This is a genomic window from Marinobacterium jannaschii DSM 6295, from assembly GCF_000620085.1.
Taxonomy (GTDB): domain Bacteria; phylum Pseudomonadota; class Gammaproteobacteria; order Pseudomonadales; family Balneatricaceae; genus Pontibacterium; species Pontibacterium jannaschii.
This window is the reverse complement of the sequence record NZ_JHVJ01000006.1, coordinates 150,976-177,232: the sequence shown is the minus strand read 5'-3', so window position 1 is coordinate 177,232 and position 26,257 is coordinate 150,976. Positions and strand designations below refer to the sequence as shown.

The window sequence follows — 26,257 nt, the reverse complement described above, 5'->3', positions numbered from 1 at the left end:
CGCTGTGTCTCTAATCAGGATGAGCCCATTCTACGTTAAGACGAGATTTCTGTTAAATGACGTTGAATAATTAAAACGTTGACATAAGTTAAAAATGTCGACATTATTGGCTCCTATCAAGTCGAACAATAAATTCAGTGTGAGGAAAATAAGATGTCGACCGTTGAGCAGTTGTCCCCGGCTTACTCCGGCTTTAGCGTCAACCCGTTTGCAGCTACCAAACGCCTGCAGGTTGTGACACTGACTGAAGAAACGCTGAAAGCGTTTGAAGAAGCGTCGGCTGAGTGGCCTGTCCAGGCGCTGGAGTACAAACCGTTCCTGCGCTTCGCCATCGCCGATGCTCTGGACCGGGCCTGCAATATGACCCTCGGTAAGTGCCTCAACGACATCATGCAGGACCGCGCGACCGGCGCGTTCATGCTGCAGTATGAAGGCCAGCCAGTCGAAGAAGTGACTGACTTCAACGTTAAGCTGTCCACTGCGGTTTCCCACCTGATCGGTATTCCAAACTTCGATGCGATGTACGGCAAGTACTACGCCCGCTTCACCGTGCGTAACACGGACAGCAGCGACAGCTACCTGCGTAAGGCACACCGCCGCATGGAGTTGCACAACGACGGTACTTACGTCGACGAACGCACCGACTTCGTGCTGATGATGAAGATGGTGGAGAAAAACATGGAAGGCGGTGATTCCCTGCTGCTGCACGTCGATGACTGGCAGGATCTGGATCGTTTCTACCGTCATCCGCTGGCGAAGCAGGACATCCAGTGGGGCGCGCCTCCAAGCAAGAATATCGAGTACAAGATCCAGCACCCGATCTTCTTCGAGGAAGATAAGAACGGTAAACCACATATGCTGTTTATCGACCAGTTCGCTGAGCCACAGAATATGGCGCAGGGCCTCTATCTGCATGCCATGGGCGAGTCTCTGGAATCCGATGAAAACTGCGTCAATGTGCGCGTGCCGGTGGGCGCAATGCTGGTGGTTCAGAACCATTGCTGGCTGCACGGTCGCGACAAGTTTGTTGCCCATGATGGCCTGGAACGTGAGCTGCTGCGCCAGCGCGGCCACTTCACCAAGTAAGACGCTGGCCCTGTCGCTTTGAGACAGGCCGGAGGATAAAAAGCCGGACTCCTAAACGGGTCTGGCTTTGTTGTATTCTGGCGATAACCGGAATGAATTGATCTGATTCGGCAGCCTGCTTTTAGGCGCCGGAATAGCCGCTATAAAAGCAGGATTTCAGAGATGGTATATGACTACGTAATTGTGGGCGGTGGCATTGTCGGTATGTCTACTGCCTGGCAGCTGAAGCAGCGCCACCCGGAAAAATCAGTCATCCTGATTGAGAAGGAAGGCCTCTATGCCAAGCATCAGACCGGCCATAACTCCGGCGTGATTCATGCCGGTGTCTACTATGCTCCGGGCAGCCTGAAGGCAAAGTTCTGCAAAGAGGGTGTGGCGGCAACCATTCAGTTCTGCCAGCAGAACGATATAGCCTACGACCAGTGCGGTAAGCTGCTGGTGGCGACCAACAGCGTCGAGAAAGAGCGGATGCTGGCACTGTATGAGCGTTGTCAGCAGAACGGTATCGAGGTCGAGCTGATCGACGAAGCCCGGCTGAAAGAGCTGGAGCCGAATATTGTCGGGGTTGGCGGCATCCTGGTAAAAGATACCGGTATCGTCAACTATCAGCAGGTGACCACGGCGATGGCGATGCGCTTCGAGGAGATGGGCGGTGTGACCCGTCTCAATACCGAAGTGGTCGGTCTGAGTGAAAGCGCTGAGGATGTGACCGTCAGTGTCATGAGCAACGGTAAGCCGGATGCTGTGCGCGCCCGCTTCCTGATCACCTGCTCTGGCCTGATGGCCGACCGCACAACGCGAATGCTGGGGATTGAAACTGATTTTCAGATCATCCCGTTCCGCGGCGAGTATTACCGCCTGCCGGCGCACTACAACAATATTGTGAAGCACCTGATCTACCCGATTCCTGATCCGGACCTGCCGTTCCTCGGTGTGCACCTGACCCGGATGATCGATGGTTCGGTGACGGTCGGGCCTAATGCGGTGCAGGGCTGGAAGCGTGAAGGTTACGGTAAGCTCAATATCAGCCTGCGCGACATCTGGGATATGGTGACTTTCTCCGGATTCTGGAAGGTGCTGAAGGCGAACTTCAGGGTTGGCCTGGTCGAAACCAAAAACTCCTGGTGGAAGCCCGGCTACCTGAAAACCGTGCAGAAATACTGCCCGCAACTGAAGCTGTCTGATCTGGAAGCCTACCCGGCCGGAATCCGTGCCCAGGCCGTGATGAAAGACGGCTCGCTGGTGCATGATTTCCTGTTTGCTGAAAGTGCGCGCAGCCTGCATGTCTGCAATGCGCCATCACCGGCTGCGACCTCGGCCATTCCGATCGGCAACTATATCTGCGATAAAGTGGCGGATAAGACCGGTTCCGGCAACGCGGCCGGGCAGGCCGCTTAAGCGCAGATGGTTGTAACAGAAAAGGCTCCCGCGGGAGCCTTTTTTATGGCTGACGCTCAGGCGTCCATAACGCTGTGGACCGACTGCAGGAACAGCTCTTTGGCTTTATGCGGCTGGGTGGTTTTTTTCACGATCGCCGCTACGCCGAGGTGATAGAAACGGGCGTCCTTAGCGATCGCCTTGATCACGCCCTGCTCGACATAGGGTTGTGCCAGGGCTTCCGGCAGGAAGGCGATAAATTTACCGGAGAGAATCATCGCCAGCCGGGTTTCATAGAAATAGGCAGTGGCTTTCAGGCTCATATGTGACAGTTGCTCGGTGGCCTGTTCATTCGGCTTCAGTCCCGGTTCGATGGCGGTGTACTGATTGACCACCTCATCCGTCAGCTCGGTTTCGCTGAGGGCGAACAGCGGGTTGGTCTGGCCGCAGTATAAGTGGCAGTCATCGCTGTACAGGTGGATATACTCCAGCCCTTCCAGCTTGCGGTGATAGGGGATAAAGCCGATATCCACTTCATCGTTCAGTACCATGCGCTCGATATCGGCCATCGCGGCGACATCGGTCTGCAGGGTGATCTCCGGTGCTTTGGCGCAGAAATCGCTGATCATCTGCGGAAAGCGGCCTCGCGGGTCCAGGCTGGTGCCGTCGCTGAGGGCGATGCGCAGCATGCCGGATGGGGTGCTGCTGAGGTCGTTGACGACACTGCGGAACTCTTCCAGCGTCTGTAACAGATTATTGGTCATCTCATAGACCACCCGGCCCTCATCTGTCAGGGCAAAGCCGCCACGGCCACGGCGACAGAGCGTCAGGTTGAGGCGCGATTCCAGGTTTGAAATATGGATACTGATGGTAGAGCGGCTGATATTCAGCTCGGTCTCGGCAGCGGAAAAGCCACCGTTATCCACCACGGACTTAAAGATCCTCAGTTGCTTGATCTCGAAGTCACCAACCTGTCCCAGGGAGTAGTTTTTTACAGTCATAATACCTATCACCACCGCGGATACTGCAGAGGCCCTAGTATCCCCCAAAGCGCCCTAAACAGCTACTGCGCCGCTGCTTTCGAGGTGACTGCTGAGAGTTCTGTACGGACTTTGTTTGGTGACCCTAAACGTTTAGTTGGAGAGCGGGGCATTTTTCGCTGGCGGTGATTCTAATACTTTTACCGTCAATTCTATGACTGCTCGAACGCTGGCTTCCTTAAAGCGCTCGAGGGTTATAACTACAAGACGAACGGTTGTTTTTTCGGAAAAATATGACACCTGAAAAGATATTATCAGGGGCTTTCCGAATGATATTTAAAAAGCCTTTGCTGGTTTTCGTATCTTGTTATTGCAGCGTTCGCTATTTGTTATTTAAGAATCTCCGCCCTTACGGTAGTTAATAAAGATGAAAAAATATAAGAGCTTAGATGCCTTCTGGATGCCTTTTACACCGAACCGTGCTTTTAAGGCCAATCCTCGTATTATTGAAAGAACAGAAGGTGTGTTCTGTTATACCGATAAGGGTCAGACAATTCTGGATGCAACTGCAGGTCTGTGGTGTGTCAATGCGGGCCACGCCCGTCCGGAAATTGCGGAAGCGATCGGTAAACAGGCTCATGAGCTGGATTACACGTCACCGTTCAGCTTCGGCCACGATATCGGCTTTGAGTTTGCCGAGCGTCTGATACAGCATACGCCTGATCCGCTGAACAAGGTGTTCTTCGCCAACTCCGGTTCTGAGGCGGTGGAAAGCGCCCTGAAGATCGCGCTGGCTTATCAGAGCTCCCGTGGCAAAGGCACCAAGACCAAGCTGATCGGTCGTGAAATGGCTTATCACGGCGTAAACTTCGGTGGTATCTCCGTTGGCGGCCTGACGCCGAACCGTACCGGCTTCGGAACTTTGCTGCCGGTAGACCACCTGCCGCATACACTCGACCTGGAAAACAACGCGTTCAGCAAAGGTTTGCCGGAACACGGCCTGGATCGCGCCGAAGCGCTGGAAAACCTGATTAAATTCCACGGTGCTGACAGCATCGCGGCGGTGATTGTTGAGCCTATCAGTGGTGCCGGTGGTGTGATTCTGCCGCCTGAAGGTTATCTGAAACGTCTGCGCGAAATCTGTACTGCGCACGATATCCTGCTGATCTTCGATGAGGTGATCACCGGCTGGGGCCGTCTGGGAGCTGCTTTTGCTGCGGTCGAGTTCGATGTGGTGCCGGATATGATCGTATCTGCCAAGGGTATCACCAACGGTATCGTTCCTCTGGGGGCGGTATTCGTCGCTGACTTTATCCATGACTCTATCTTCGAGCATACGCCTGCGGGTGGTGTCGAGCTGTACCACGGCTATACCTACTCTGCGAGCCCGGTAGCCTGTGCCGCAGGTCTGGCGACGCTGGATATCTACGAGCGAGAGGGACTGCTGACCCGTGCTGCCGGTGAAATCGGTGAGTACTGGCAGGACGCGCTGCATTCGCTGGCCGATATCGAGCAGGTTGTGGATGTGCGTAACTATGGCCTGATCGGTGCTGTGCAGTTTGCCGACAGCGGCAAGCCGGTCGGTGGTGCTTTCCAGGGAGCCTGCTACGACAAGGGCGTGATGATTCGTGCCATGGGCAATATCATTGCTTTCTCCCCACCGCTGACGATTGAGAAAGAGCATATCGACGAGCTGGTGCGTGTGATTCGCGAAGTCGCGGCTGAGATGTTCTGAGTTTGACCTTCCAGCCCCCGCTGCTTCCCTATGTTTATCGACGGGCTGGATTCCGGCAGGGCATTGCCATCATGGCCCCTGCCAGATGACAGAGGTGTTGCGTTACTGGTTGCGGAACACCGCTAATTGTCTTCTTGCTTCAGGTTTAGTTACTAGACCGTCTTGCCCGGTATATATCTTCTTATATACTGGGCCTTTTTTTGCCCGATCCTCACTTTTCGGCCTTTTTTCACAGGCGCTCTTCTACCCATCTGTAATTTTCCGATTCCGGACCGCTGTTTCCTGAGCCTGGGTCTGATGATTTTCTGTTCGACTTTGGTCTTAAGTTCGGGGCTGAAAAACAGCGTATCGGGGGGCGGTTCAGACATATTTCTGAATGGTTTTAATGGGGTGAGAGAAAGTTTGATTAGGGTGAACCTTTACATAGGTCGGGGCTGATGTAACAAGCCAAAAGCCTCTGTTAATTTGGTCTTGGTGTCATTTTGGTGACACCTCAGCAGCGATCAAAAAAGAATTAAAAAGGGTAAAACAATATGCTGAACGTATTTGGCAAAGTTAAGAAGCAGTTGGTAACAGGTTCACTGGCCGTGGCTCTGGGCCTGGGTAGCATCTCATCTGCTTTTGCAGCAGAGCACAACTGGCGTTTTGCTAACCTCTACACGCGCGGTACCGCGTTTGGCGAGGTGTATGGCAACCTGGCGAAAAACATCGAAGAGATGTCCGGTGGCCGTATCAAAGTGAAGATGATGTACGCCGGTGAAGGTGTGGATACCCGCGGTATCCTGGGGGCGGTGAAATCCGGCCTGATCACGATGGGTGCAACCTTCCAGCCGATGAATGCCGGCGAAATGCCTGCGGGTATCGTTGAAGTGGGCCTGCCAGGTGGTACTGCTGACGTGGGCAAGCTGAGTGTTCTGTTCCACGAGAAAGGCTTTGACAAGGTACTGTCCGACGCATACGGCTCCCAGGGGCTGGTATGGCTGGACCCATACATTCAGCCACCGGTTTACCTGCTGACCAAGAAGCCAATCAACTCCGTTGAAGACTTCAAGGGTCTGAAACTGCGTGCACCGGGCGCATACGGCAAATTCGTCCGTAACCTGGGCGCTTCGCCTGTCTCCCTGACCTGGAGCGAGATCTACACCGGTCTGGCCACTGGCGTTATCGACGGTTCTATCGGCTCTAACCTGATCGATCACCGTGACGGTAACCACGTCGAAGTCGCTAAGTACATGTACCGTCTGCCGCTGGCAGGTGCTCAGGTGCTGCCGGTCTTCGTTAACCAGAAGGCATGGAACAAGCTGCCTAAGGATCTGAAAGCGATCGTTAAGGCTGCGACTGCGGTCCACGCCCGTGAGCAGATGACTAAGTCCCGCCTGTGGGAGTCTGAAGCGATTGCGGATATGGAATCCAAAGGCATGAAGTGGAGCCCGGTGCCTAGCGATGCCGATAAGGCCGTATGGTCTAAAGCGGGTGAGTCTCTGTGGGACGAATACGCTTCTCAGGATAAGTACAGCAAGCAGCTGATTGAAATCCTGAAAAAACAGTAAGACCTATAACTATATAATAGGTATTGCCGGGTCCCGTCTCAGGGGGCCGGTAATATCAAAGGTAAAGGGCCTTGTCCTTTACCTTTTTTATTTCAGGGCTATAGCATTATGATAACCGCTACACTTAAGGCCTATTGCGCCAGTGTAAATCACGTTGTGGCTTTTATTGGCCAAAGCGTGTCATATGTGATGCCTATGCTGGCATTTGTCGTGGCATTTGAAGTTTTTGCCCGATACTTTCTGAATAAACCAACGGTATGGGCCTACGACCTGTCATTGTTTATGGCAGGTTATATTGCGGCTTTGGGTGGGGCTTACGCTCAGCAGAAAAAAGCCCATATCAATGTGGATATCCTCTATATCGCCGTTTCGGCCAATTCGAAGCGGGTCTTTAATCTGCTGTCCAGCTCTCTCGCCATCTTCTTTATGGTGGTGGTGATTTTAATCTGCACTGAGAAGTTTAATGAGGCCGTGGAGTTTAACTACCGCCGCTTCAGTGAATGGTCACCGCCGATGCATCACTTCTGGATGATGTTAATTGTGGCCGCAAGCCTGATGATCCTGCAGTTTTCCAGTGACATGCTGGAAGACCTTTACCATTTGATCACGGGCCGGAATCTGATTGAACGTGCTGAGGAGACTGACGCAGATGGAAATTGAAGTACTGACAGGCATCCTGCTGTTATGCATCCTGGTCTCCTTTGCCCTGGGGGCGCCGGTTGGACTGGCACTGGGCGGCATCGCGATGGCCGTGGGTTACTCTACCTGGGGTGAGGGGATCTTTAATATTGTCCCGAGCACCTTTGAATCGACGCTGTTCAGTTTTGTACTGCTGGCGATCCCTCTCTATATCTATATGGGGCAGCTGCTGACCCGTTCGGGTATTGGTGATGCAATGTTTAACGCCAGCCAGCTGATTATCGGCCGGGTGCGCGGCTCGCTGGCGATCAGCGTAGTGGGCGTCTGCTCGATGATCGGTGCCATGGTCGGAATCATCGGTGCCGGCATCATGACCTCCGGCAGTATCGCCCTGAAACCGATGCTGCAGCGCGGCTACGACAAGCGTCTGGCGCTGGGTGTGATTATGGCCGGTGGTGGCCTGGGAATACTGATTCCGCCCAGCGTACCGATGATTATGTTTGCGGCGACTACCCAGAACTCGGTCGGGCGGATGTTTATGGCCGCGCTGGTGCCGGCGGTTGTGACTATTTTTATGCTGGTCGCCTATATCGTGGTCAGCTGCAAGCTGAACCCTGAACGGGCCCCGCTGGGTACCGGCCAGGAAGCCACCATGACGCAGAAGGAGAAGATGCGGACCCTGCGTGATGGCCTGTTCTCTGTGCTGCTGATCTTTGCGGTGCTGGGCAGCATCATCAGTGGCATGGCCACGCCGACAGAGTCCGGTGCCATTGGTGTCGTTGGTGCGGTTCTGCTGGCGTTCTTCTTCAAGCGTTTCCGTTTTGGGATGTTCCGGGCTGCCGGTATGGAAACGGCGATGCTGGTCAGTGTCGCGATGTGGATCATCATGGGTGCAACCCTGTTCAGTAACTTCCATCTGCTGATGGGCGTGCAGGATATGGTGGCCGGTTTCACTGAAGATCTGGGGCTGCCGCCGCTGGGTGTGATTATCGTGCTGCAGCTGATCATGCTGCTGCTGGGCTTCATTATCGACGAGTTTATTATCGTACTGATGTGTGCCCCGCTGTTTACGCCTATCGTGGTGGAGCTGGGCTATGACCCGATCTGGTTCGGTATCCTGATGATTCTGAATATCGAGATCGCGGTACAGACGCCGCCTTATGGTTTTGCACTATTCTATCTGAAAGGTATAGCCCCGCCGGGGGTGACCATGCTGGATATTTATAAATCGGTGACGCCGTTCGTGCTGATTAAACTGTCGGTACTGATTCTGTGCATGCTGTTCCCTGAAGCCGTGATGTGGCTGCCGAATAAAGTAATGGGTTAAAGGATCTGACGTGTTTAACAATATTCTGATTCCGCTGGATCTCGAACATGAAGAGATGTTTGCCAGCGCAGTTGAAGTGGCTACTCAGCTATTTGGCAGTGATGGCGGTAAGATTCACGCTCTGTACGTAGATCAGACCAAAATCCACAATTCCAGCTTTACGCTGCTGTCGACCGAAGTGGTGAAACAGATACGCCGTGAGGTCAAGAAGCGGGTATCTGAGGTTTTTGAGCAGAATGTTTCAGAGGCCTATCGTGGCAGCTGCCACACCCGTGATGGCGTGATCTACGATGAGATCCTGGAAGAGGCTGCAGTGCTGAAGCCGGATGTGATTCTGGTGGCCGCAGGTAAACCCGGACTGTCCAGTTACCTGCTGGGTTCAAATGCTGAGAAGGTACTGCGACATGCCGAATGCTCAGTGTTTGTGATCCGTGATAAGAAAATCTGGTAAATAGATTCCTTGTTGTAACTCTGAATCGGGCCTTTGTGCCCGATTTTTTTATGCCGGTGGAAAACCTGCGGTGCTTTGTCGGGCGAGTAGTCCCCCAGGCTTTATTCAATCCAGCTGTGCGGAGAGCTTGCTACAACTAATTGTTGATTAATCCTTAAATAAACTGTCGGCTCAGTTGATCTGTATCGGGCTTTTTAAAAGGCAAACTGGCACACTTCCTTCCGCTTTTGATCAATTAAGAAAAATTGCGTACCCTTTTTGAGACCTTTTTCGGAAAGCGCGCTGAGCGTGCGCTACCCTACGGATTGCTTCCATGACGTCGAATGACCTGCTTTCACTCCCTTCGCTGTTGGATATGATCAGTTGCCGGCCCCCTCAGGTTGATGCCCTTGCGCGGGTCTCTTCTGTGCTGGCACTGATGCAGAGTTGTGACAGCTCGGGGATCGTGGTCTGCCGGGATGGCGTACCGCAGGGAATGATTACCGAGCGGGACCTGGTCGCACTGGCGGAGTCTGCGGCTGAACCATCCAGCTTGCTGGCGCTGGAGGTTATGAGCATTCCGGTCTGTGTCTGCCATCAGAGTGAAAGCCTGGTGGACGCCTATCTGCTGATGCGGGAGCAGACCATCCGTCATCTGGCGGTGGTGGATGATGACGGAAATCTGATCGGGATCGTCGACGAGGGCAGTTTTCTGCAGCACCTGCCGGCGGCGCATTTTATGGCGCCGCGTGCGCTGTCTGAGGTGATGAGCCGCCAGTTACAGACGGTGGACGCGCAACAGCCGCTGAGTGACGTGGTACAGCTGATGCACCGCCATCGCCTGAGCTGTTGCATCGTTACCGATGCCGGCAAGGTCGTCGGTATCCTCAGTGAACGGGATATCGCCCGGCTGTTGTTGCAGGCGGTATCGATGGATCAGGTAACTGCGGGGGCGGAGATGACTTCGCCGGTGCATACGATCGATCACCGGGCCACGTTGCTGGAAGCGGAACAGCGTATGCAGCAGTTGAATATCCGCCGGCTGATCGTGATGGAACAGGATCAGGTGGCCGGACTGGTCACCCGTCACGACCTGATCAAGGGATTGCCGGCCCAGTACACCAAGTTGCTGCAACTGGCACTGAAGCAGCGAGACCAGCAGCTGGCACAGCGCCAGGCGATGGAGAAAGTTGTGGCGGCACTGGATGATGCCGCCGTACTGATTACGGACAGGGATGGCCGGATCGAGTATGCCAGCGGTTTGATGCAGCGTTGGTGCAGCCCGCAACGGGCGCTGCTGGGTGAGAACCTGTTTGCCTTCAGTGCCCATCCGCTATTAGCGCTGCTGCGCCAGCCAGACCTTAAACGACGGGTTAGTCGGGGTGAGGTGGTCAGGCAGGATGTATCGCATTACCCCGACGGCCAGCTGCGTCACCTGGAGTGTTCAATAATGCCGCAGCAAAGCCCGGGGCCGGGCTTTATCCTGATGCTGCGGGATGTCACTCAGCGGGTCGAGGCCTACCAGATGCTGGAAGAGGAGCACCGTCTCTTCGGTCAGGGGCCGGTTGCGGTGTTCCGTTGGAGGAATGAGGCTGGCTGGCCACTGGAATATGTCTCCGACAATATCCGCCAGCTTTATGGCATAGAGCCGGAGCGGCCGGATGGCGGCGTGCTCTGTTTTGCGGATTGCCTGCATCCTGACGACCGTGACCGGGTTTGCGGCAAACTGCAGCGGGCACTGGACAATCCGCAGTGTGAGCGGCTGGAGCAGTCGCCCTATCGCATTCTGCGCCATGATGGTTCCGTTGCCTGGTTTTACGATAAGACGGTGATTGTGCGGGATGGCAGCGGTGAGGCGCAGCAGTTCCTCAGCTATGTGGTTGAGATTACCCAGCTGGTGGAGACCAGTCAGGAACTGGATGGTGTCCGGCAGCGCTGGCAGTTTGCAGTCGATGGCTCGGGCGACGGCGTCTGGGACTGGGATATCGCATCGGATAAGGCCTTCTACTCGGCCCGCTGGCAGCAGTTACTGGGTTTTCCGGCCAGAGAACATTCGGCACACCGGGCGCAGTGGGTGAATCGGCTGCACCCGGATGACCTGCCGGCCTGCCTCGATCGCCTGCAGGAGCATCTGCAGGATGACAGCGAGCAGTATGAGTGTGAATACCGGATGCGCTGCTGCGACGGCCGTTATAAGTGGTTTATCGACCGCGGCCGGGTAGTGTCCCGCGATGCGGGGGGGCAGCCCCGGCGCATGATCGGCATGACCCGTGATATCGACGGTGAAAAGAGCGCTATCGAAGGGCTGCGCCTGAATGAAATGCGTTTTCGCTCCCTGGTCGAGAATACCAATGCGATTGGCTGGGAATACGATACCACTGCCCAGTGCTTCAGCTATGTATCCCCCCATTCCGAAAAGTTACTGGGAATTCCGGTGTCCCACTGGACCGACCTGGATAGCTGGTCCGAGCTGGTGCATCCGGAAGACCGTGCGACGGCCCGCGATTTCTGTCTTGAAGAGACGCGGCGCAAGCGCAACCACACCTTCGAATACCGCATGCAGACCGCCGATGGCTATATCTGGGTCCGCGACGTGGTTACGGTGCTCTGTGACGAGCAGGGCGAGCTGACCAAGATGACCGGGGTAATTATCGATATCGATACCCTGAAACGACAGACCGAGGCCCTGGACCTGGAACGCCAGAAGTTCCAGACCGTACTGGATCATGCGCCTTTGTCGATCTGGTGGAACGATGAGCAGCAATGCCTGAAATACCTGAACCGGACCTTTGCCGAACTGATTCAGTACGACCAGAGTGGTGCGACCGAACAACCGTGGCAGAAACTGCTGACCGATCAGCAGTTTGTCAGCCGCAGCCAGTCGACCGACCGGCTCTGCCTGCAGCAGGATAAGCCGCTGCAGACCCAGGAAGAGATCCGCCTGGCCGATGGCCGCACCCGGCTGCTGGAGATTACCCGGGTGAAGCTGCAGGACCCGCAGCAGGAAACCACGGGCGTGTTGTCGCTGGCCCAGGATATTACTGCCCGCCAGCGCGCCGAGCTCTGGCAGCGCCAGACCGCCGCCGTGTTTGAAAGCACCCGTGAGGGCGTGATTCTCACCAGTACCAAGGGGCGGATTATCGCGGTGAACCGGGCCTTCTGCGATATCACCGGTTATAGCGAATCGGATGTGCTCGGCAGTGAACCCTCGCTGCTGCAGTCCGGACACCACAGCCAGGCATTTTATGACGATATGTGGCGTGCCATCCGTGACAGCGGCAGCTGGCAGGGCGAGATCTGGAACCGGCGTAAAAGCGGCGAAATCTATCCGGAATGGCTGACTATCAGTGCGGTGCGGGATGAAGAGGGCGAGCTGCTGAGCTATGTCGGGGTATTTTCTGATATTACCCAGATTAAGGAGTCTCAGCAGGAGATGGAGTTCCTGGCTCACCATGATCCGCTGACCGCCCTGCCTAACCGGTTATTGTTCTCCGACCGGCTTAGTCATGCGCTGAAAAAGGCTGCCCGCGAGCGCAACATGATGGTGCTGCTGTATCTCGACCTGGATAACTTTAAGCATATTAATGACAGCCTCGGGCATGAAGTGGGTGACCAGTTGCTGCAGGAGGTCGCCCGTCGCCTGCGTCATGAACTGCGCAGTGAAGACACTATTGCCCGCCTGGGCGGCGATGAATTTGCGGTGTTACTGGAAGACGTACCGGATCTGGATGAGGTCGCGCGCCTGGCTGATCGCCTGCTGGGGGCGCTGAACCGCAGCTGCAGCCTGGGCGATCTTGAGTTGTTTATCGGTGCCAGTATCGGGATCTCGGTCTATCCCACCGATGCTGCGGATGGCACCGTATTGCTGCGCAATGCCGACTCGGCTATGTACAAGGCGAAGGCGGCCGGCCGCAGTACCTATCAGTTCTATCAGGAGGAGATGACCACCAGTGCCTTTGAACATGTGGTGATCGAAGGGCAGTTGCGGCGGGCGATCGAGCAGGATGAGCTGGTACTGTTCTACCAGCCGCAGTTTGACCTTAACAGCGGTGAACTGAGCGGTATTGAGGCGCTGGTGCGCTGGCAGCATCCGGGGAAAGGTCTGATTCCGCCGGATAAGTTTATCCCGATTGCCGAAGAGACCGGCCTGATTGTCCGGCTGGGGGAGTGGGTGTTGCGTGAGGCCTGCCGTCAGGGCCGGGCATGGCTGGACGCCGGGATCGATCCAGGCCTGATTGCGGTGAATATCTCCACCGTGCAGCTGCAGCGGGAAAACCTGCTGCTCACCCTGCAGTCGGTATTACGCGAAACCGGATTCCCGGCCAGCCACCTGGAGCTGGAAATCACCGAAAGCTTCGTGATGGGGCATGAAGGCAAGGCCATCGAACTGCTGGCTTCAATCCGCGCACTGGGTATTACGCTGGCGATTGATGACTTTGGTACCGGTTACTCCTCACTGGCTTACCTGAAGAAACTGCCGATACAGAAGCTGAAGATCGACCAGGGGTTCGTGCGTGAATTGCCGGACGATGAAGATGATTCGGCGATCGCTACCGCAGTGATCGTGATGGGACACAGCCTGGGCTTTACCGTCATTGCTGAAGGCGTCGAAACCTCGCAGCAACAGGGCTTTCTGCGGGACCTCGGCTGTGATCAGGGGCAGGGCTATCTGTACAGTCGGCCGTTACCGGCGCGGGAACTGCATGGGCTGCTGCAGAGGTCGATGGCGCTGGTCTAGTCCGGCAGACTGCTTCCGGAGCGGCGCTACGGTGCCCAGGCAGAAAAAAACCGGCAGGCCTGGGATGGGCTCTGCCGGTTTTTTGTATCAGCGTGTTACGGCCACTCAGGCACCAAACTTAGCCTTGGCTTCGATGCGGCGACGGTGCAGTACCGGCTCGGTGTAACCGCTTGGCTGGGCGCAACCGTCGAATACCAGTTCGCAGGCGGCCTGGAAGGCCACGCTGCCGTCGAAGTCAGCGGCCATCGGACGGTAGCTGGCATCGGCGGCATTCTGGCGGTCCACCACGGCAGCCATACGCTGCATGGTTTCCATCACCTGCTCCTGAGTGCAGACACCGTGATGCAGCCAGTTGGCGATATGCTGGCTGGAGATACGCAGGGTCGCGCGGTCTTCCATCAGGCCGACATCGTTAATATCCGGGACCTTGGAGCAACCGACACCCTGATCGATCCAGCGAACCACGTAACCCAGGATACCCTGAGCGTTGTTATCCAGTTCGTTCTGAATCTCGTCTGCCGACCAGTTCGGGTTAGTTGCCACCGGTACGGTAAGGATATCGTCCAGCGCGGCGCGGCCGCGGCTGCGCAGCTCATCCTGACGGGCAAACACGTCCACCTTGTGGTAGTGCAGCGCATGTAGGGTCGCGGCGGTCGGTGACGGAACCCAGGCGGTGTTGGCACCGGCCATCGGGTGTCCGACCTTAGCGGCCAGCATGTTGGCCATCTGATCCGGAATCGGCCACATGCCCTTACCGATCTGGGCGCGGCCGCTGAGGCCACATTCCAGGCCGATATCCACGTTCCAGTTCTCGTAGGCGCTGATCCAGGCGGACTGTTTCATATCGCCCTTGCGGATCATCGGGCCGGCTTCCATCGAGGTATGGATCTCGTCACCGGTACGGTCGAGGAAACCGGTGTTGATAAATACCACGCGCTCGCGGGCGGCACGGATGCACTCTTTCAGGTTCACCGTGGTACGGCGTTCCTCGTCCATAATGCCCATTTTCAGGGTAAAGCGCTGCAGCCCGAGGGTATCCTCGACCCGGCCAAACAGTTCATTGGCGAACGCCACTTCTTCCGGGCCGTGCATCTTCGGCTTAACGATGTAGATCGATCCGGTGGTGGTGTTGCTGAACTGGCCGTTGCCCTTCAGATCGTGGACAGAGATCAGGCTGGTGATTACGCCATCCATGATTCCTTCAGGTACTTCATTGCCATCCTTGTCCAGTATCGCAGCGTTGGTCATCAGGTGACCGACGTTACGTACGAACATCAGGCTGCGGCCTTTCAGTGCCTGGGTGGAACCATCCAGCGCGGTGTATTCGCGGTCCGGGTTGATACGGCGCACGACGCTCTTGCCACCTTTGCTGACCTCTTCGGTCAGGTCGCCCTTAATCAGTCCCAGCCAGTTGCTGTAGACCACGACCTTATCGGCAGCGTCGACGGCTGCAACAGAGTCTTCGCAGTCCATGATGGTGGTCAGGGCCGATTCCATCACGATATCGGCGACACCGGCGGCGTCGCTCTTGCCGATCTGGCTGCTGCGATCGACCACGATCTCGAAGTGCAGGCCATTGTTCTTCAGCAGCACGGCATCCGGGTTGGCGGCATCGCCACGGTAGCCGACCAGCTGATTGCCTTCCGCCAGGGTGGTTTCGCTACCATCGCGCAGCACTACCTGCAGGCTGTCGCCCTGAATGCTGTAACCGGCAGAATCCCTGTGGCTGCCGTTGGCCAGCGGTGCGGCTTCATCGAGGAAGTTGCGGGCAAATTCGATTACCTTGCCACCACGGACAGGGTTATAACCGTTACCTTTCTCTGCGCCACCGGCTTCGCTGATCGCGTCGGTGCCGTAGAGTGCATCATAGAGGCTGCCCCAGCGTGCATTGGCTGCATTCAGCGCAAAGCGGGCGTTCATCACCGGTACCACCAGCTGTGGTCCGGCCATGGTGGCCATTTCCGGGTCTACATTGTGGGTAGTGGCCTGAAACGCTTCGCCTTCAGGCAGCAGGTAGCCGATCTCCTGAAGAAACGCCTTATATGCGTTGAAGTCGAACGCTTCGGCGCGGTGCTGTTTGTGCCAGTCATCAATCTGAGACTGCAGCTGATCGCGTTTGGCCAGCAGTTCACGGTTGCGGGGAGCCAGCTCGTGAACAATTGCGTCAAAGCCTGACCAGAACTGGTCGGCATCAACACCGGTGCCAGGCAGTGCCTGTTCGTTAATAAAATTGTATAGATCCGCTGCGACCTGCAGGCCGCCGGACTGTACCCTTTGACTCATAATGTAATGCCTCATTGTAGTTGTATCGGCTCCGGCGCGAGGCAACCGGGTAACCGTCGATCTGTATGTTTTCTGAACGAAAACTTTTTGCATCGCAACAGTAGCTTAAATGTCACAAGCTGTCGCCCCTTTCCCGTCTAAAGTATGAGGGTAGGGACTAAAGGCGGAGGCCGCGTGCTACAAGGTGCATACCCTGAAACCGTTGCGGTGCTATAGATTGTGTTCAGAGTTGTATTGCGTTGGCCTTTTTATTGTAAACAATCTGCAGGCAAAATAAACCCTGAATAGGTTCGTAGCGTCTTTATCCGGCACTGGGGAGGCGACGGCGAATCTTCTCGGGAAGTGGCGTCGAGCGGCCGGAACGGTGGTCCATCCAGACCACTTTTGCATAGCCCTCGCTGGCCAGCTGATCCGGTGCCGATTCAGGGTAGATGCGATACCAGCTCATAAAGCTGGAGCGGCCTGGCGCGCCGACATAGCAGTCGATACGCAGCCGCTCGGGGTAGGTGACCGGCTGCAGGAAGGTGCAGCCGACGTTGATAATGACCGGATCGATACCGTTACCATCCATACTGGCGCCCATCTCTGCCAGCAACTGTACCCGGGCCTCCTCCAGATAGCGCATATACATCGCATTATTCACGTGGCTGTAGGCATCCATATCACCCCAGCGCACGTCAATATGGGTACTGAAGATCAGCTTCGCTGTATTGTCCATCGCCGTCATTATCGGCTCCTTTCAGATAGTTTCCGGATATCTGAAAATACGGGTTTTTACTTACTCTGGGAAGCCCCCTGGACTGCATCCGGCTGTGCCGATATTGTGTTATCCGATACCGCTTCCGCTGAGTTCTGGAGCTGCGGAGCCTGTGCTGTATCGGCGTCAGCCCGATACAGGTGGAGATCCAGCTGTGGGAATGCGATCTCGATATTGTGTGCCTTGAAGGCGGCGTCGATGGCGCTGTTCACCTCGTGGATGACGATATTCCGGCTCGACATGCTGCTGACATAGACCCGCAGCTCGAAGTCCAGCGTGCTGGCACCGAAGCCGAAGAAGAACGCTTCGGCAGGCGGGTCGCTGAGTATCTTGTCATTGCCTTTGGCCACCTCCAGCAGCAGGCTGCGGGCCAGCGCCGTATCCGAACCGTAGGCAACGCCGACTTTGATCACTACCCGGGTGACGGCATCGCTCAGCGACCAGTTCACCAGTTCGCTGGTAATAAAGGTCTTGTTGGGGATGATGACCTCTTTACGGTCCCAGTCGACAATAGTGGTGGCGCGGATCTGAATACGTGTCACGTTCCCGGTCAGGCCGCCGATGGTGATGGTATCGCCAATCCGGATCGGCTTTTCAAACAGGATGATCACACCGGAAACAAAGTTGGCGACGATCTCCTGCAGGCCGAAACCGAGGCCTACGCCCAGCGCGGCGACCAGCCACTGCAGTTTGCTCCAGGCAACGCCGAACTGGCTGAAGCTGGTGATGATGCCGATGAAGATCAGCAGATAGCGGATCATGGTGGTGATGGCAAATCCTGTCCCCGGTGCCAGTGTCATATGCTGCAGCACCAGCAGCTGCAGCAAGCCGGGCAGGTTCTGTGCGGCAAACAGGCTCAGTCCCAGGATCAGCAGTCCCAGCAGAAGGTCCTGCAGGGATACTGCTTCGAGGATATTACCCTCGGCGGTCGTGAGGGTGGTGGACCACAGCTCGACCTTATCCAGTACGTTCAGGGTGGGCAGGAAATCACCCAGCAGCACCCACATGGCGGTCAGCAGGGCCGCCAGGCTGAGCATCTTCAGCAGCAGCCGTGACTGTTCGGAGATGGTCTGCATATCCAGCAGGTTCTCCTCTACCGGTGGCACCTCTTCGTTTTTCTCCCGGGCGGCGAGAATTTCGGCCCGCCGCGTTCGGGCCCGATCGAAGGAGAGCTTGCGTTCCTCCAGCAACAGCCAGCGTAGGCCGAGATGGAAGCAGATAAAAATGGCAAAACTGATGCAGACCACGGTCAGTGCCACCACAATCAGCATCGCGGCGGTGAACACATAGCCCCACAGCGCCATCCCGATCAGTACCAGGTTGAACAGGGTAAAGAGGCCCAGCCACAACTCGGACTTGAGCCACCAGCGCTGGACTTCGCTGAGCTGGTTCAGGTGCTCGCGCACCGGCCACATGCTGCTCCAGAAGATGGCTGCTGTCAGCGCCAGGCCGATAAAGGCCACCCGGTTGATGGTCGAGCGCAGTTCCACCGAGTCCATCTGTTCGGTCAGCAGCAACAGGATACCCAGCGGTACGGCAAAGGTGTAAAGCACTATTAAGCGGTTGCGCAGACGGCGCGACAGCACTTCGGAGATATTGAAGTGGCCGGTAAAGAGGCCGTCCGGGGTGCGCAGCCAGCGGATAACGGTGAGGGTGTACCAGGTGGCGATGGCCGTGAACAGCATGCTGTGGCGCAGGCCGATGGCATCGGGATGTTCCGGGTTAAGGCCGTATTGGCCGATCAGTAGCAGGGCGGCCGGCAGCGGGGCGCTGATCAGTGGCGCCAGGGCCAGCAGGCAGAAGGTCCGGGCAAAGCGGTCATGAACCACGTTCCCCAGTTCCTGATGCCATTGGGCCCGGTGATTGTTCTCAAAGCGGCGGCATGCCCAGCCCGCCATGCTGATAAACAGGACTGCGATCATCAGGACGATAAATTCGTTGTCCAGCTGCAGCGGGTTCTGCACCAGGGAGGTCGCACTGTGTTGCAGCAGATAGAGCAGGCCATCGCCGAAGTCGCTCAGCCAGTCCAGGTCAATCGGGGCGACACTGGGCAGCCAGAGCAGGTTCTGGTTCAGCAGCTTACGTGCCTGGCGAATCTTCTCATTCATCTGCTCTTTTACCGCCAGCAGTTGCGACAGCTCGGTAATCAGCTGCTGGCGACTCTCGCGTACCCGCGCCTTGAGGCTGTTCTGATCCTTTAACAATTCGCTGTAACGCTGCTGCTGGGCCTCAGTCAGCCCTTCCGGCATATTGATCAGACGGCCGCGCAGGTCGGTGGTGAGCGATGTCTGGCTGCGATCCAGCTCCAGATTGAGCAGCCGCAGCTCATTGATCTGACTGCGGGTGTTCTGAGTATCAATGGGCTGAGACAGACGCAGGATCAGGCGGCGCAGCTCAACGCCGATGTAGCCGATATCCAGCTCCAGCTGTTGCTGGATACTGCGGTAGTTGGTGCCCAGCTGGGTGGACTGGTCTTCCAGCTGGCGTCGCAGCAGGGTTGCCTGTTCGGCATCCTCCAGCGCCTTGCGCAGTGACTGGCTCAGCTCCTGATTCTTGTCGATGGCCTGACGCAGCGGCGGTGGCAGGTCCTCTGCCTCCCGGGTCTGTTCCAGCTCGCTCAGCACTTCCTCAGCTTCGCTACGGCGACGCTGCTGCAGATGGGACTCTATCTGTTCCATCTGCTCCTGCTTGATATCCAGTTCACGCTGTTTCAGCTGCAGCTCGATCTGCGCCAGTTCGATTTCATCAGGCAGGGCGAGCATTTCCAGCTCGGTGAGCTGGATGCGGGCGGACGTGCGGGCAAAGGTCGCGCTCTGCAGCATCACTTCGGCTTCCTGCTGCTGGTTGCTGTCCTCGCCGTCGGTCTGGTAGCTTTCGGCCTGTTTTTCCAGTTCGTAACGCAACTTGCCGAGGCGCTCACGCAGGCTGATGAGTTTCTTTTCCTGTCCGGTCAGCTCTTTCTGTTGCAGGCCCAGGGATTTTTCCAGGGCCAAAAGGTCTGCGCGGTAAGCCGTTTCCAGCTTTTCCATCTGGCTGACCGACATCCGCTCCAGTTTGCCCAGCTGGGGCTGGATATTGCGATCCAGTTCTTTCTTGCGCTTTTCCACCAGGCCGGGCAGTTTCTCTATACGCTGGCTGAGTTCCGTGGTGCGTTGCTCATAGCGTTCCGCCTTCTCCAGCGTCTTGACCACATCTTCGTAGGTTTCCCGCAGTGGTGCCAGGGCATCACTTTCCGGATTGAGTTGTGAGAGTTGTTGCTTGGCTGCTGCCAGATCCTCCGAGACGCCCGCATAGGCGGTTGGCAAGGAAAGCAAAAAGGCGAAAAGCAGAAAAGAAAGGGTTCTGAATAGCACGTTCACAAAGCTAACCATTTGAAATTTCAGGCATCTGTGCAGGCAGACAATCGGACTGCTTACAACTACAGTTAAATAATCCCCGCGAGTGCTGTTGTCCGGCGGAGCAAAAACGGGTCTCAGGAGGGCGGTATGACCGGATTTGATCGTACTGAATTATTGGCACAGCTACCGCGCTTCCAGTTGTCGGACAGTATCGCTTGTGAAAGTTCCGCGGTACAGGCTTATCGCTGCTTTTATCGCCTGCAGTCGCCTTTCTGCAGTCAGCACCTGATCGGACTGGAGGCACTGGCGGAAGCGACACTGGCGGTGCAGCTTTTCCGGCCGGTCTGCCCCGTCAGGGGGACGGTGGTTTTGCTGCATGGCTATCTCGACCATGCCGGTCTCTATCACCACCTGATCCACGCGTTGCTGGCTCAGGGCTGGCAGGTGCTGATCCATGACCTCGAAGGGCATGGCTTATCGTCGGGCGCGCCCAATGGTATCGACAGCTTCAGTCGCTATGCCAATGATCTCAGTACGTTACTGCAGCGCTATGATGCCCGGCTGCAATCGCCCTGGGTGATGATGGGGCAGAGCACCGGCGCGGCCGTTCTACTGGAGCAGGCGCGTCTCCACTTTGAACTGCTGGCCCGCTGGCCGGTACAGCAACATATACTGCTGGCACCGCTGATAAGGCCCACCCAGTACGAGATGATCCGGCGTAAGTACCGCTGGCTGGGACGGATCCTGAAACAGGTGCCTCGGGCATACAGCGAAAGCTCCCATGATGCGGATTTCAGCGAGTTTGTGCGTGAACGGGATCCGTTACAGCATCACCGTATATCGGTGCAGTGGATCGGGGCCATGCTGCGCTGGATAGATCAGATCGAAGCCTGTGAGCAGTTGCCGGTTACCGCCCGGGTGATACAGGGGACCGATGACAATACGGTGGAGTGGCAGCATAACCTGCCGCTGCTGGATCGCCTGTTACGGCATAACCGGGTCGAGCTGATCGAGGGGGCCTGTCACCATCTGGTGAATGAATCAGAGCCTTACAGGAAGCAGCTGCTGCAGCATATCAGTGACAGTCTGCAGCAGCAGGGGCAGGGTGTTTGCACACCCTGAGATAGTGTACCGGTCTCAGAACAGACGGCGGACGCGAATCGTGCCTTCGACGTGACGTACTTTTTCCAGCGCCACTTCAGAGTAGTCAGCATCCACATCAATCACTACATAACCGACTTTGTCGTTGGTTTGCAGGTACTGACCGGAGATGTTGATATTGTGTTCGGAGAACACCGTGTTGATCGCTGTCAGCACGCCCGGTACGTTGTTGTGGATATGCAGCAGGCGGTGCACATTCGGGTGCTCCGGCAGGGCGACTTCCGGGAAGTTCACCGAGGTGATGGAGGTGCCGTTGTCGCTGTATTTAGCCAGCTTTTCTGCCACTTCGTAGCCGATGTTTTCCTGGGCTTCCATGGTGGAACCACCCACATGCGGGGTCAGGATCACATTGTCGAACTCACGCAGTGGCGAGATGAACTCGTCCTTATTGGTACGCGGCTCGACCGGGAACACGTCTACAGCGGCACCCAGCAGTTTGCCGGAGGCCAGCACTTCACACAGGGCGTCAATCTCTACCACTGTGCCGCGTGCCGCATTGAGGAATACGGAGCCGTCTTTCATCTGAGCGAAGCGTCGGGCGTTCATGATGTCTTTGGTGGCGGCTGTTTCAGGGACATGCAGGGAGATCACGTCACACATGCCCAGCAGCTCTTCCAGTGAGGCAATCTGAGTGGCATTACCCAGCGGCAGCTTGGTCACAACGTCATAGAAGTACACCACCATACCCAGGGATTCGGCCAGAACGCTCAGCTGTGAACCGATGCTGCCGTAACCGACGATTCCCAGCTTCTTACCGCGGATCTCGTAGGAGTTCTTGGCCGATTTCTGCCATTCGCCGCGATGGGCCTTGGCATTTTTCTCGGCAACGCCGCGCAGCAGGATGATCGCTTCCGCCAGCACCAGTTCGGCAACCGAGCGGGTGTTGGAGTACGGAGCGTTAAATACCGCGACACCGCGTTCGGTGGCGGCCTGCAGGTTAACCTGGTTGGTTCCGATGCAGAAACAGCCGACAGCAACCAGCTTCTCAGCGGCACTGAAAACTTTCTCGGTCAGCTGGGTGCGGGAACGGATACCGATAAAATGAACATCTTTGATCTTCTCGATCAGCTCAGCTTCCGGGATGGAGCCGGTCAGATATTCGATGTTGGTATAGCCTTGGTTATTCAGCGTATCAATTGCAGACTGGTGTACGCCTTCCAACAGCAAAATTTTGATTTTGCTTTTTTCCAGGGAAGTGGTTTTGCTCATTTTTTAGAAGCTCTAATAGTTATGTGGTGGCTGGGGACCACCGGTCAATCGGCCTTGGTAAAGGCGGACATATTAACACAGAGCTGTATGAAAGGTACGCGGGGGGATTTGGGATTGTCGGAAAAATACTCAAGTTAAGTTGAAGCTGTTTCCAGCATCAGGGGGCTTTGAGCCCCCTGGCCGGCACCGTAGTTGCGCGCCTGAATACCTGAGCGGAGATTCGGGCTACAGCGCCAATATCGGGTTTAGCCGTAGAAGCAGAGGTATGCGGTGGTCTGTTCTACTTTGACCTGGAACTTCTGGTTGGCGGCAACACGGAATTCGCTGCCGCTCTTGAAGGATTCAAAGTTGTCGCTGCCGGGCAGTTTGACGATCAGTTCGCCGGAGACCACTTTCATCAGCTCATCTTCGCTGGTACCGAACTCATACTCACCTGGGTTCATAACACCTGCCGTGACGCGGCCTTCAGTGTTTTCAAAGCCGATTGATTTTACAGCGCCATCAAAGTACTCATTTACATTCAACATGTTGCTATCCTCTCAAAAAGTGCCCGCATCATAGAGCTATTTCGGGGCCAGCGGCAAGCACCCTTATTGCTTCAGCTCGGCATGTTCCATCAGGAAATCGACAAAGGCGCGGTTGGCGCGGGAGAGATAGCCCTCCTTACGCCAGGCGATACTGAGGTCGAGCCAGACCGGTTCGGAGAAGGGAATGGCCAGTAGTTCCGGCTCATCGTCGGTTACCATTCCCAGCAGGGTGGAGATACCGAAACCCTGTTTGACGATCGATTTTATCAGCGGGATCAGGTTGGTTTCGAAGCCAATATTAGGGCTGATACGGGCATTGTGCGCCAGCTCATCGACGACCTTGCGGTGGAAATAGCCTTCTTTCAGCATCACCAGTTCTTCGGCAAAGAACTGATCCAGGCTGACCTGCTGCTGTACCGAAAACGGGTGATCCCGGTTACATACCACCTTCATCTGCTCGCGCAGGAATACCTGGCTTTCCAGGCGCTCGTGCCGGCGGCCATCCACTATGCCCAGGTCCAGCTCGCCCTGTTCCAGTAACTGCTTGATATAGCGGGTGCCGCCCTCGACGACCGACAGATTCAGCTCCGGGTAGCGGTGACGAAAAGCCATCAGAATCGGCGGGAAATAGTAAGAACCCAGCATGCTGGGAATACCGACCCGTACCTCGCCCCGGGTCAGCCCTTTCAGCTCCTGCATCTCCAGCAGGGCATCATCAGCGGCCTGCAGAATACGATGGGCGTGTCGGTAGAGGCGTTCGCCCTCATCCGTGAGTGTGACCGCGCGATCCTGCCGGTGCAACAGGGTAAGGTCGAGGGACTGTTCCAGTTTGCGGATCGACATACTGACGGCAGGCTGGGCAAGATGCAGTTGCTCGGCGGCTTTGGTAAAGCTGCCGAGGTTAGCGACGGTATAGAAGTAGCGCAGCTGTTTCAGGTCCATAGTGATTGCTATAACTAGTGCTTATAGGTCTGATAATTTGTATATATTTTTCTGATTATCCTCCGGTTGCTAGAGTGACGCTACTGATTCCTGCTGCTGACTCCGAGGCTGATATGATCCACTCCGGCACCCCTGCATTCTGGCGCGCAACCCTGGCGCTCTGCCTCGGCTCTTTTATGATCTTTGCCAATGTTTATATCACCCAGCCGCTACTGCCGATGCTGGCCGAGGCGTTCGGGGTGTCCGCCCTGCAGTCGGGCTGGAGCTTCACCATCACCACGCTGATGCTGGGCGTCTCACTGTTGCTCTATGGTCCGCTGTCGGATGCGCTTGGTCGCAAGTGGATCATGCTGTTCAGCATGGCGGGCGCAACGCTCTGTACAGCCCTGATCTCCCAGGTGGATGACTACAGCATGTTGCTGTTGTTACGGGCGCTACAGGGGATCTGCCTCGGGGGGCTGCCAGCGGTGGCGATCGCTTATATGGGCGATGAATTCAGCAAGCGGGCCTTGTCTGTCGCGGTGGGACTCTATATCGCCGGGAACTCGCTGGGCGGTATCGGTGGCCGTCTTATCGGCGGCTTTGTCGGCGACTGGCTGGGCTGGGCGGCCGCCTTTGAGGTGATGGCAGTGGTCAGCCTGATCTGCCTGGTGGTGTTTTACGGCTTACTGCCGGACTCTGCCCACTTTAAGCCGAGTCCGCTGCAGCCGCGCAAGATGGCGGCCGATATGTTGACGCACCTGAAGAATCCGCTGCTGCTGGTGGCCTATCTGATCGGTGGCTTTAACTTCTTTATCTTTATCAACCAATACAGCTACGCCACCTTTCTGTTGTCGGATGCGCCTTATAACCTGTCAGCGGGGTTTCTGGGGATGCTGTTCCTGACCTACCTCAGTGGCACCCTGGGCTCTATGTTGTCAGGCCGAATCTGCCACTTTATCCCTCAGCCGCTGGTGATGGTGCTGGGAATTATGTTGTTGATTGCGGGCTCTCTGGTCACTTTAATCGCGGATATCAATGCCATTATCGCCGGGTTCCTGATTAACGCGCTGGGCTTCTTTATCGCCCATTCCTGTGCCAGCAGCTGGGTCAGCCAGCATGCGAAGCACGCCCGGGCCAGTGCCTCATCGCTCTATCTGCTGTTCTACTATCTGGGCGCCAGCTGCGGTGGTTTCTACCTGCAGCCGTTCTGGGATGCGGCGGGCTGGCAGGGCGTGATCGCCGGGTCGCTGCTGGTGCTCTGCTTCACCGCTGGGCTGGCCCTGTGGCTCTACCGCCAGACGCAGATAGCCTTGCGACCGGCACAGGGCTAACATAGCCGGTCATAACAGAGTGTCCTTTTTGTGGTTTAGGGAGAGAAAAGATGAGCTATCAGCACCAGTATCAGGATGGAACCGCCGTCGGTCTGCCGTTGGGTAAAGTGGTCTGTGTGGGACGCAACTACGCCGACCATGCCGCCGAGCTGAACAACCCGATCCCCACCGAGCCGATGCTGTTTATCAAGCCTGCCAGCAGCGTGGTGCCGATGGCTCAGCCCTTCAGGCTGCCGACCGGGCATGGCAGTGTGCATTTCGAGACCGAGATGGCGATCCTGATCGGCCAGCCGCTGAGTCATGCCACAGAAGCCGAGGCTGCAGCGGCGATCGCCGGGGTCGGACTGGCGCTGGACCTGACCCTGCGTGACCTGCAGGGCAAGCTGAAAGAGAAGGGGCACCCCTGGGAGAAAGCTAAGGCATTCGATGGCGCCTGCCCGCTGTCGGCTTTTGTCGCGGCCGGTGCGGTAGCTGACCTGCAGAATCTGCAGATTCGCCTGCGGGTAAACGGGGAAGTGCGTCAGGATGGCAACAGCAGCCATATGCTGAATAAAGTACTGCCACTGATCAGCTATATCAGTGATTTCTTCTCGCTGCAGCCGGGTGATGTAGTGCTGACCGGTACCCCGGCCGGAGTTGGCCCAGTGGTGGCGGGTGACCAGCTTAAGGTCGGACTGGGTGATCTGCTCGAAGTGGAAACCAGCGCCGTCTGAGCCGTTTTCCTTTGTTTCCGGTGGCGGTCATATCCGCCACCGGACGCATCTTTGTGGCGGCGCGGCCATGACCGGCCAGTGTTCTGGCTGAAAAGCCTGTCAGTATTGACCGTCTGGCATCGTCGTTAACAATATTTCCGCTTTCCGCTTTC

The 26,257-nt window shown here is 56.5% G+C and carries 18 protein-coding genes; 11 read left to right on the top strand and 7 right to left on the bottom strand.

The genetic code is table 11. The features are described from left to right. Positions 1-153 precede the first annotated feature (153 nt). Both glaH and lhgO read left to right on the top strand, forming a co-directional pair. Positions 154-1,086: a glutarate dioxygenase GlaH gene (gene glaH / locus Q354_RS0105685; RefSeq protein ID WP_051559930.1), complete on the top strand. Its 933-nt coding sequence runs from the start codon at positions 154-156 to the stop codon at positions 1,084-1,086. A gap of 162 nt (positions 1,087-1,248) precedes the next feature. Next, positions 1,249-2,484: an L-2-hydroxyglutarate oxidase gene (gene lhgO / locus Q354_RS0105680; RefSeq protein ID WP_027856764.1), complete on the top strand. Its 1,236-nt coding sequence runs from the start codon at positions 1,249-1,251 to the stop codon at positions 2,482-2,484. A 56-nt stretch (positions 2,485-2,540) separates the two neighbouring features. Here lhgO and Q354_RS0105675 read toward each other — a convergent pair whose 3' ends face one another. After that, positions 2,541-3,464, bottom strand: coding sequence for a LysR family transcriptional regulator (locus tag Q354_RS0105675; protein WP_027856763.1), 924 nt, complete (start codon positions 3,462-3,464; stop codon positions 2,541-2,543). A gap of 406 nt (positions 3,465-3,870) precedes the next feature. Here Q354_RS0105675 and Q354_RS0105670 point away from each other — a divergent pair, with 406 nt between their 5' ends. The 6 genes from Q354_RS0105670 (at position 3,871) to Q354_RS27235 (ending at position 13,862) form a co-directional block, all read left to right on the top strand. Next, a complete protein-coding gene (locus tag Q354_RS0105670) occupies positions 3,871-5,178 on the top strand; it encodes an aminotransferase class III-fold pyridoxal phosphate-dependent enzyme (RefSeq protein WP_027856762.1) in 1,308 nt (435 codons plus the stop codon). Between the two features lie 533 nt (positions 5,179-5,711). After that, positions 5,712-6,728: a TRAP transporter substrate-binding protein gene (locus tag Q354_RS0105660; protein WP_027856760.1), complete on the top strand. Its 1,017-nt coding sequence runs from the start codon at positions 5,712-5,714 to the stop codon at positions 6,726-6,728. Between the two features lie 195 nt (positions 6,729-6,923). After that, positions 6,924-7,388: a TRAP transporter small permease subunit gene (locus tag Q354_RS0105655; RefSeq protein WP_245600999.1), complete on the top strand. Its 465-nt coding sequence runs from the start codon at positions 6,924-6,926 to the stop codon at positions 7,386-7,388. Beyond that, complete coding sequence (locus tag Q354_RS0105650) at positions 7,378-8,694, top strand: TRAP transporter large permease (protein ID WP_027856758.1); 1,317 nt, start codon at positions 7,378-7,380, stop codon at positions 8,692-8,694. Before Q354_RS0105655 ends, Q354_RS0105650 begins: the two co-directional genes overlap by 11 nt. Positions 8,695-8,704: 10 nt before the next feature. Next, positions 8,705-9,145, top strand: coding sequence for a universal stress protein (locus Q354_RS0105645; RefSeq protein ID WP_027856757.1), 441 nt, complete (start codon positions 8,705-8,707; stop codon positions 9,143-9,145). Positions 9,146-9,458: 313 nt separating this feature from the next. Beyond that, positions 9,459-13,862, top strand: coding sequence for an EAL domain-containing protein (locus Q354_RS27235; RefSeq protein WP_051559929.1), 4,404 nt, complete (start codon positions 9,459-9,461; stop codon positions 13,860-13,862). A 105-nt stretch (positions 13,863-13,967) separates the two neighbouring features. Here the strand turns inward: Q354_RS27235 and Q354_RS0105635 are convergent, their stop codons facing one another. The 3 genes from Q354_RS0105635 to Q354_RS0105625 all read right to left on the bottom strand — a co-directional run bounded on the left by Q354_RS0105635 (position 13,968) and on the right by Q354_RS0105625 (position 20,261). Further along, a complete protein-coding gene (locus Q354_RS0105635; RefSeq protein ID WP_027856756.1) occupies positions 13,968-16,145 on the bottom strand; it encodes a malate synthase G in 2,178 nt (725 codons plus the stop codon). A gap of 301 nt (positions 16,146-16,446) precedes the next feature. Continuing rightward, the gene (locus tag Q354_RS0105630; protein ID WP_245600998.1) at positions 16,447-16,872 is read right to left on the bottom strand and encodes an acyl-CoA thioesterase; all 426 of its coding nucleotides are present in this window, start codon (positions 16,870-16,872) and stop codon (positions 16,447-16,449) included. 47 nt (positions 16,873-16,919) lie between these two features. Continuing rightward, positions 16,920-20,261 (bottom strand): mechanosensitive ion channel domain-containing protein, encoded by a 3,342-nt coding sequence (locus tag Q354_RS0105625; protein WP_169828861.1) that lies wholly within the window; start codon positions 20,259-20,261, stop codon positions 16,920-16,922. 126 nt (positions 20,262-20,387) lie between these two features. Between Q354_RS0105625 and Q354_RS24750 the strand changes: the two genes are divergently transcribed. Continuing rightward, the gene (locus Q354_RS24750; protein WP_051559928.1) at positions 20,388-21,362 is read left to right on the top strand and encodes an alpha/beta hydrolase; all 975 of its coding nucleotides are present in this window, start codon (positions 20,388-20,390) and stop codon (positions 21,360-21,362) included. Positions 21,363-21,377: 15 nt separating this feature from the next. On the opposite strand, the gene serA is transcribed toward Q354_RS24750, so the two are convergent. The 3 genes from serA to Q354_RS0105605 form a co-directional block, all read right to left on the bottom strand. Continuing rightward, positions 21,378-22,610: a phosphoglycerate dehydrogenase gene (gene serA, locus Q354_RS0105615; protein WP_027856753.1), complete on the bottom strand. Its 1,233-nt coding sequence runs from the start codon at positions 22,608-22,610 to the stop codon at positions 21,378-21,380. A gap of 245 nt (positions 22,611-22,855) precedes the next feature. Then, positions 22,856-23,137 (bottom strand): pyrimidine/purine nucleoside phosphorylase, encoded by a 282-nt coding sequence (ppnP, locus tag Q354_RS0105610; protein ID WP_036228649.1) that lies wholly within the window; start codon positions 23,135-23,137, stop codon positions 22,856-22,858. A gap of 63 nt (positions 23,138-23,200) precedes the next feature. Continuing rightward, a complete protein-coding gene (locus Q354_RS0105605) occupies positions 23,201-24,079 on the bottom strand; it encodes a LysR family transcriptional regulator (protein WP_027856751.1) in 879 nt (292 codons plus the stop codon). 113 nt (positions 24,080-24,192) lie between these two features. Between Q354_RS0105605 and Q354_RS0105600 the strand changes: the two genes are divergently transcribed. Both Q354_RS0105600 and Q354_RS0105595 read left to right on the top strand, forming a co-directional pair. Continuing rightward, on the top strand, positions 24,193-25,392 hold the full coding sequence (locus Q354_RS0105600) for an MFS transporter (RefSeq protein ID WP_027856750.1): 1,200 nt from the start codon (positions 24,193-24,195) through the stop codon (positions 25,390-25,392). A gap of 50 nt (positions 25,393-25,442) precedes the next feature. Further along, positions 25,443-26,105: a fumarylacetoacetate hydrolase family protein gene (locus Q354_RS0105595; RefSeq protein ID WP_027856749.1), complete on the top strand. Its 663-nt coding sequence runs from the start codon at positions 25,443-25,445 to the stop codon at positions 26,103-26,105. The last annotated feature ends 152 nt before the right edge of the window (positions 26,106-26,257 follow it).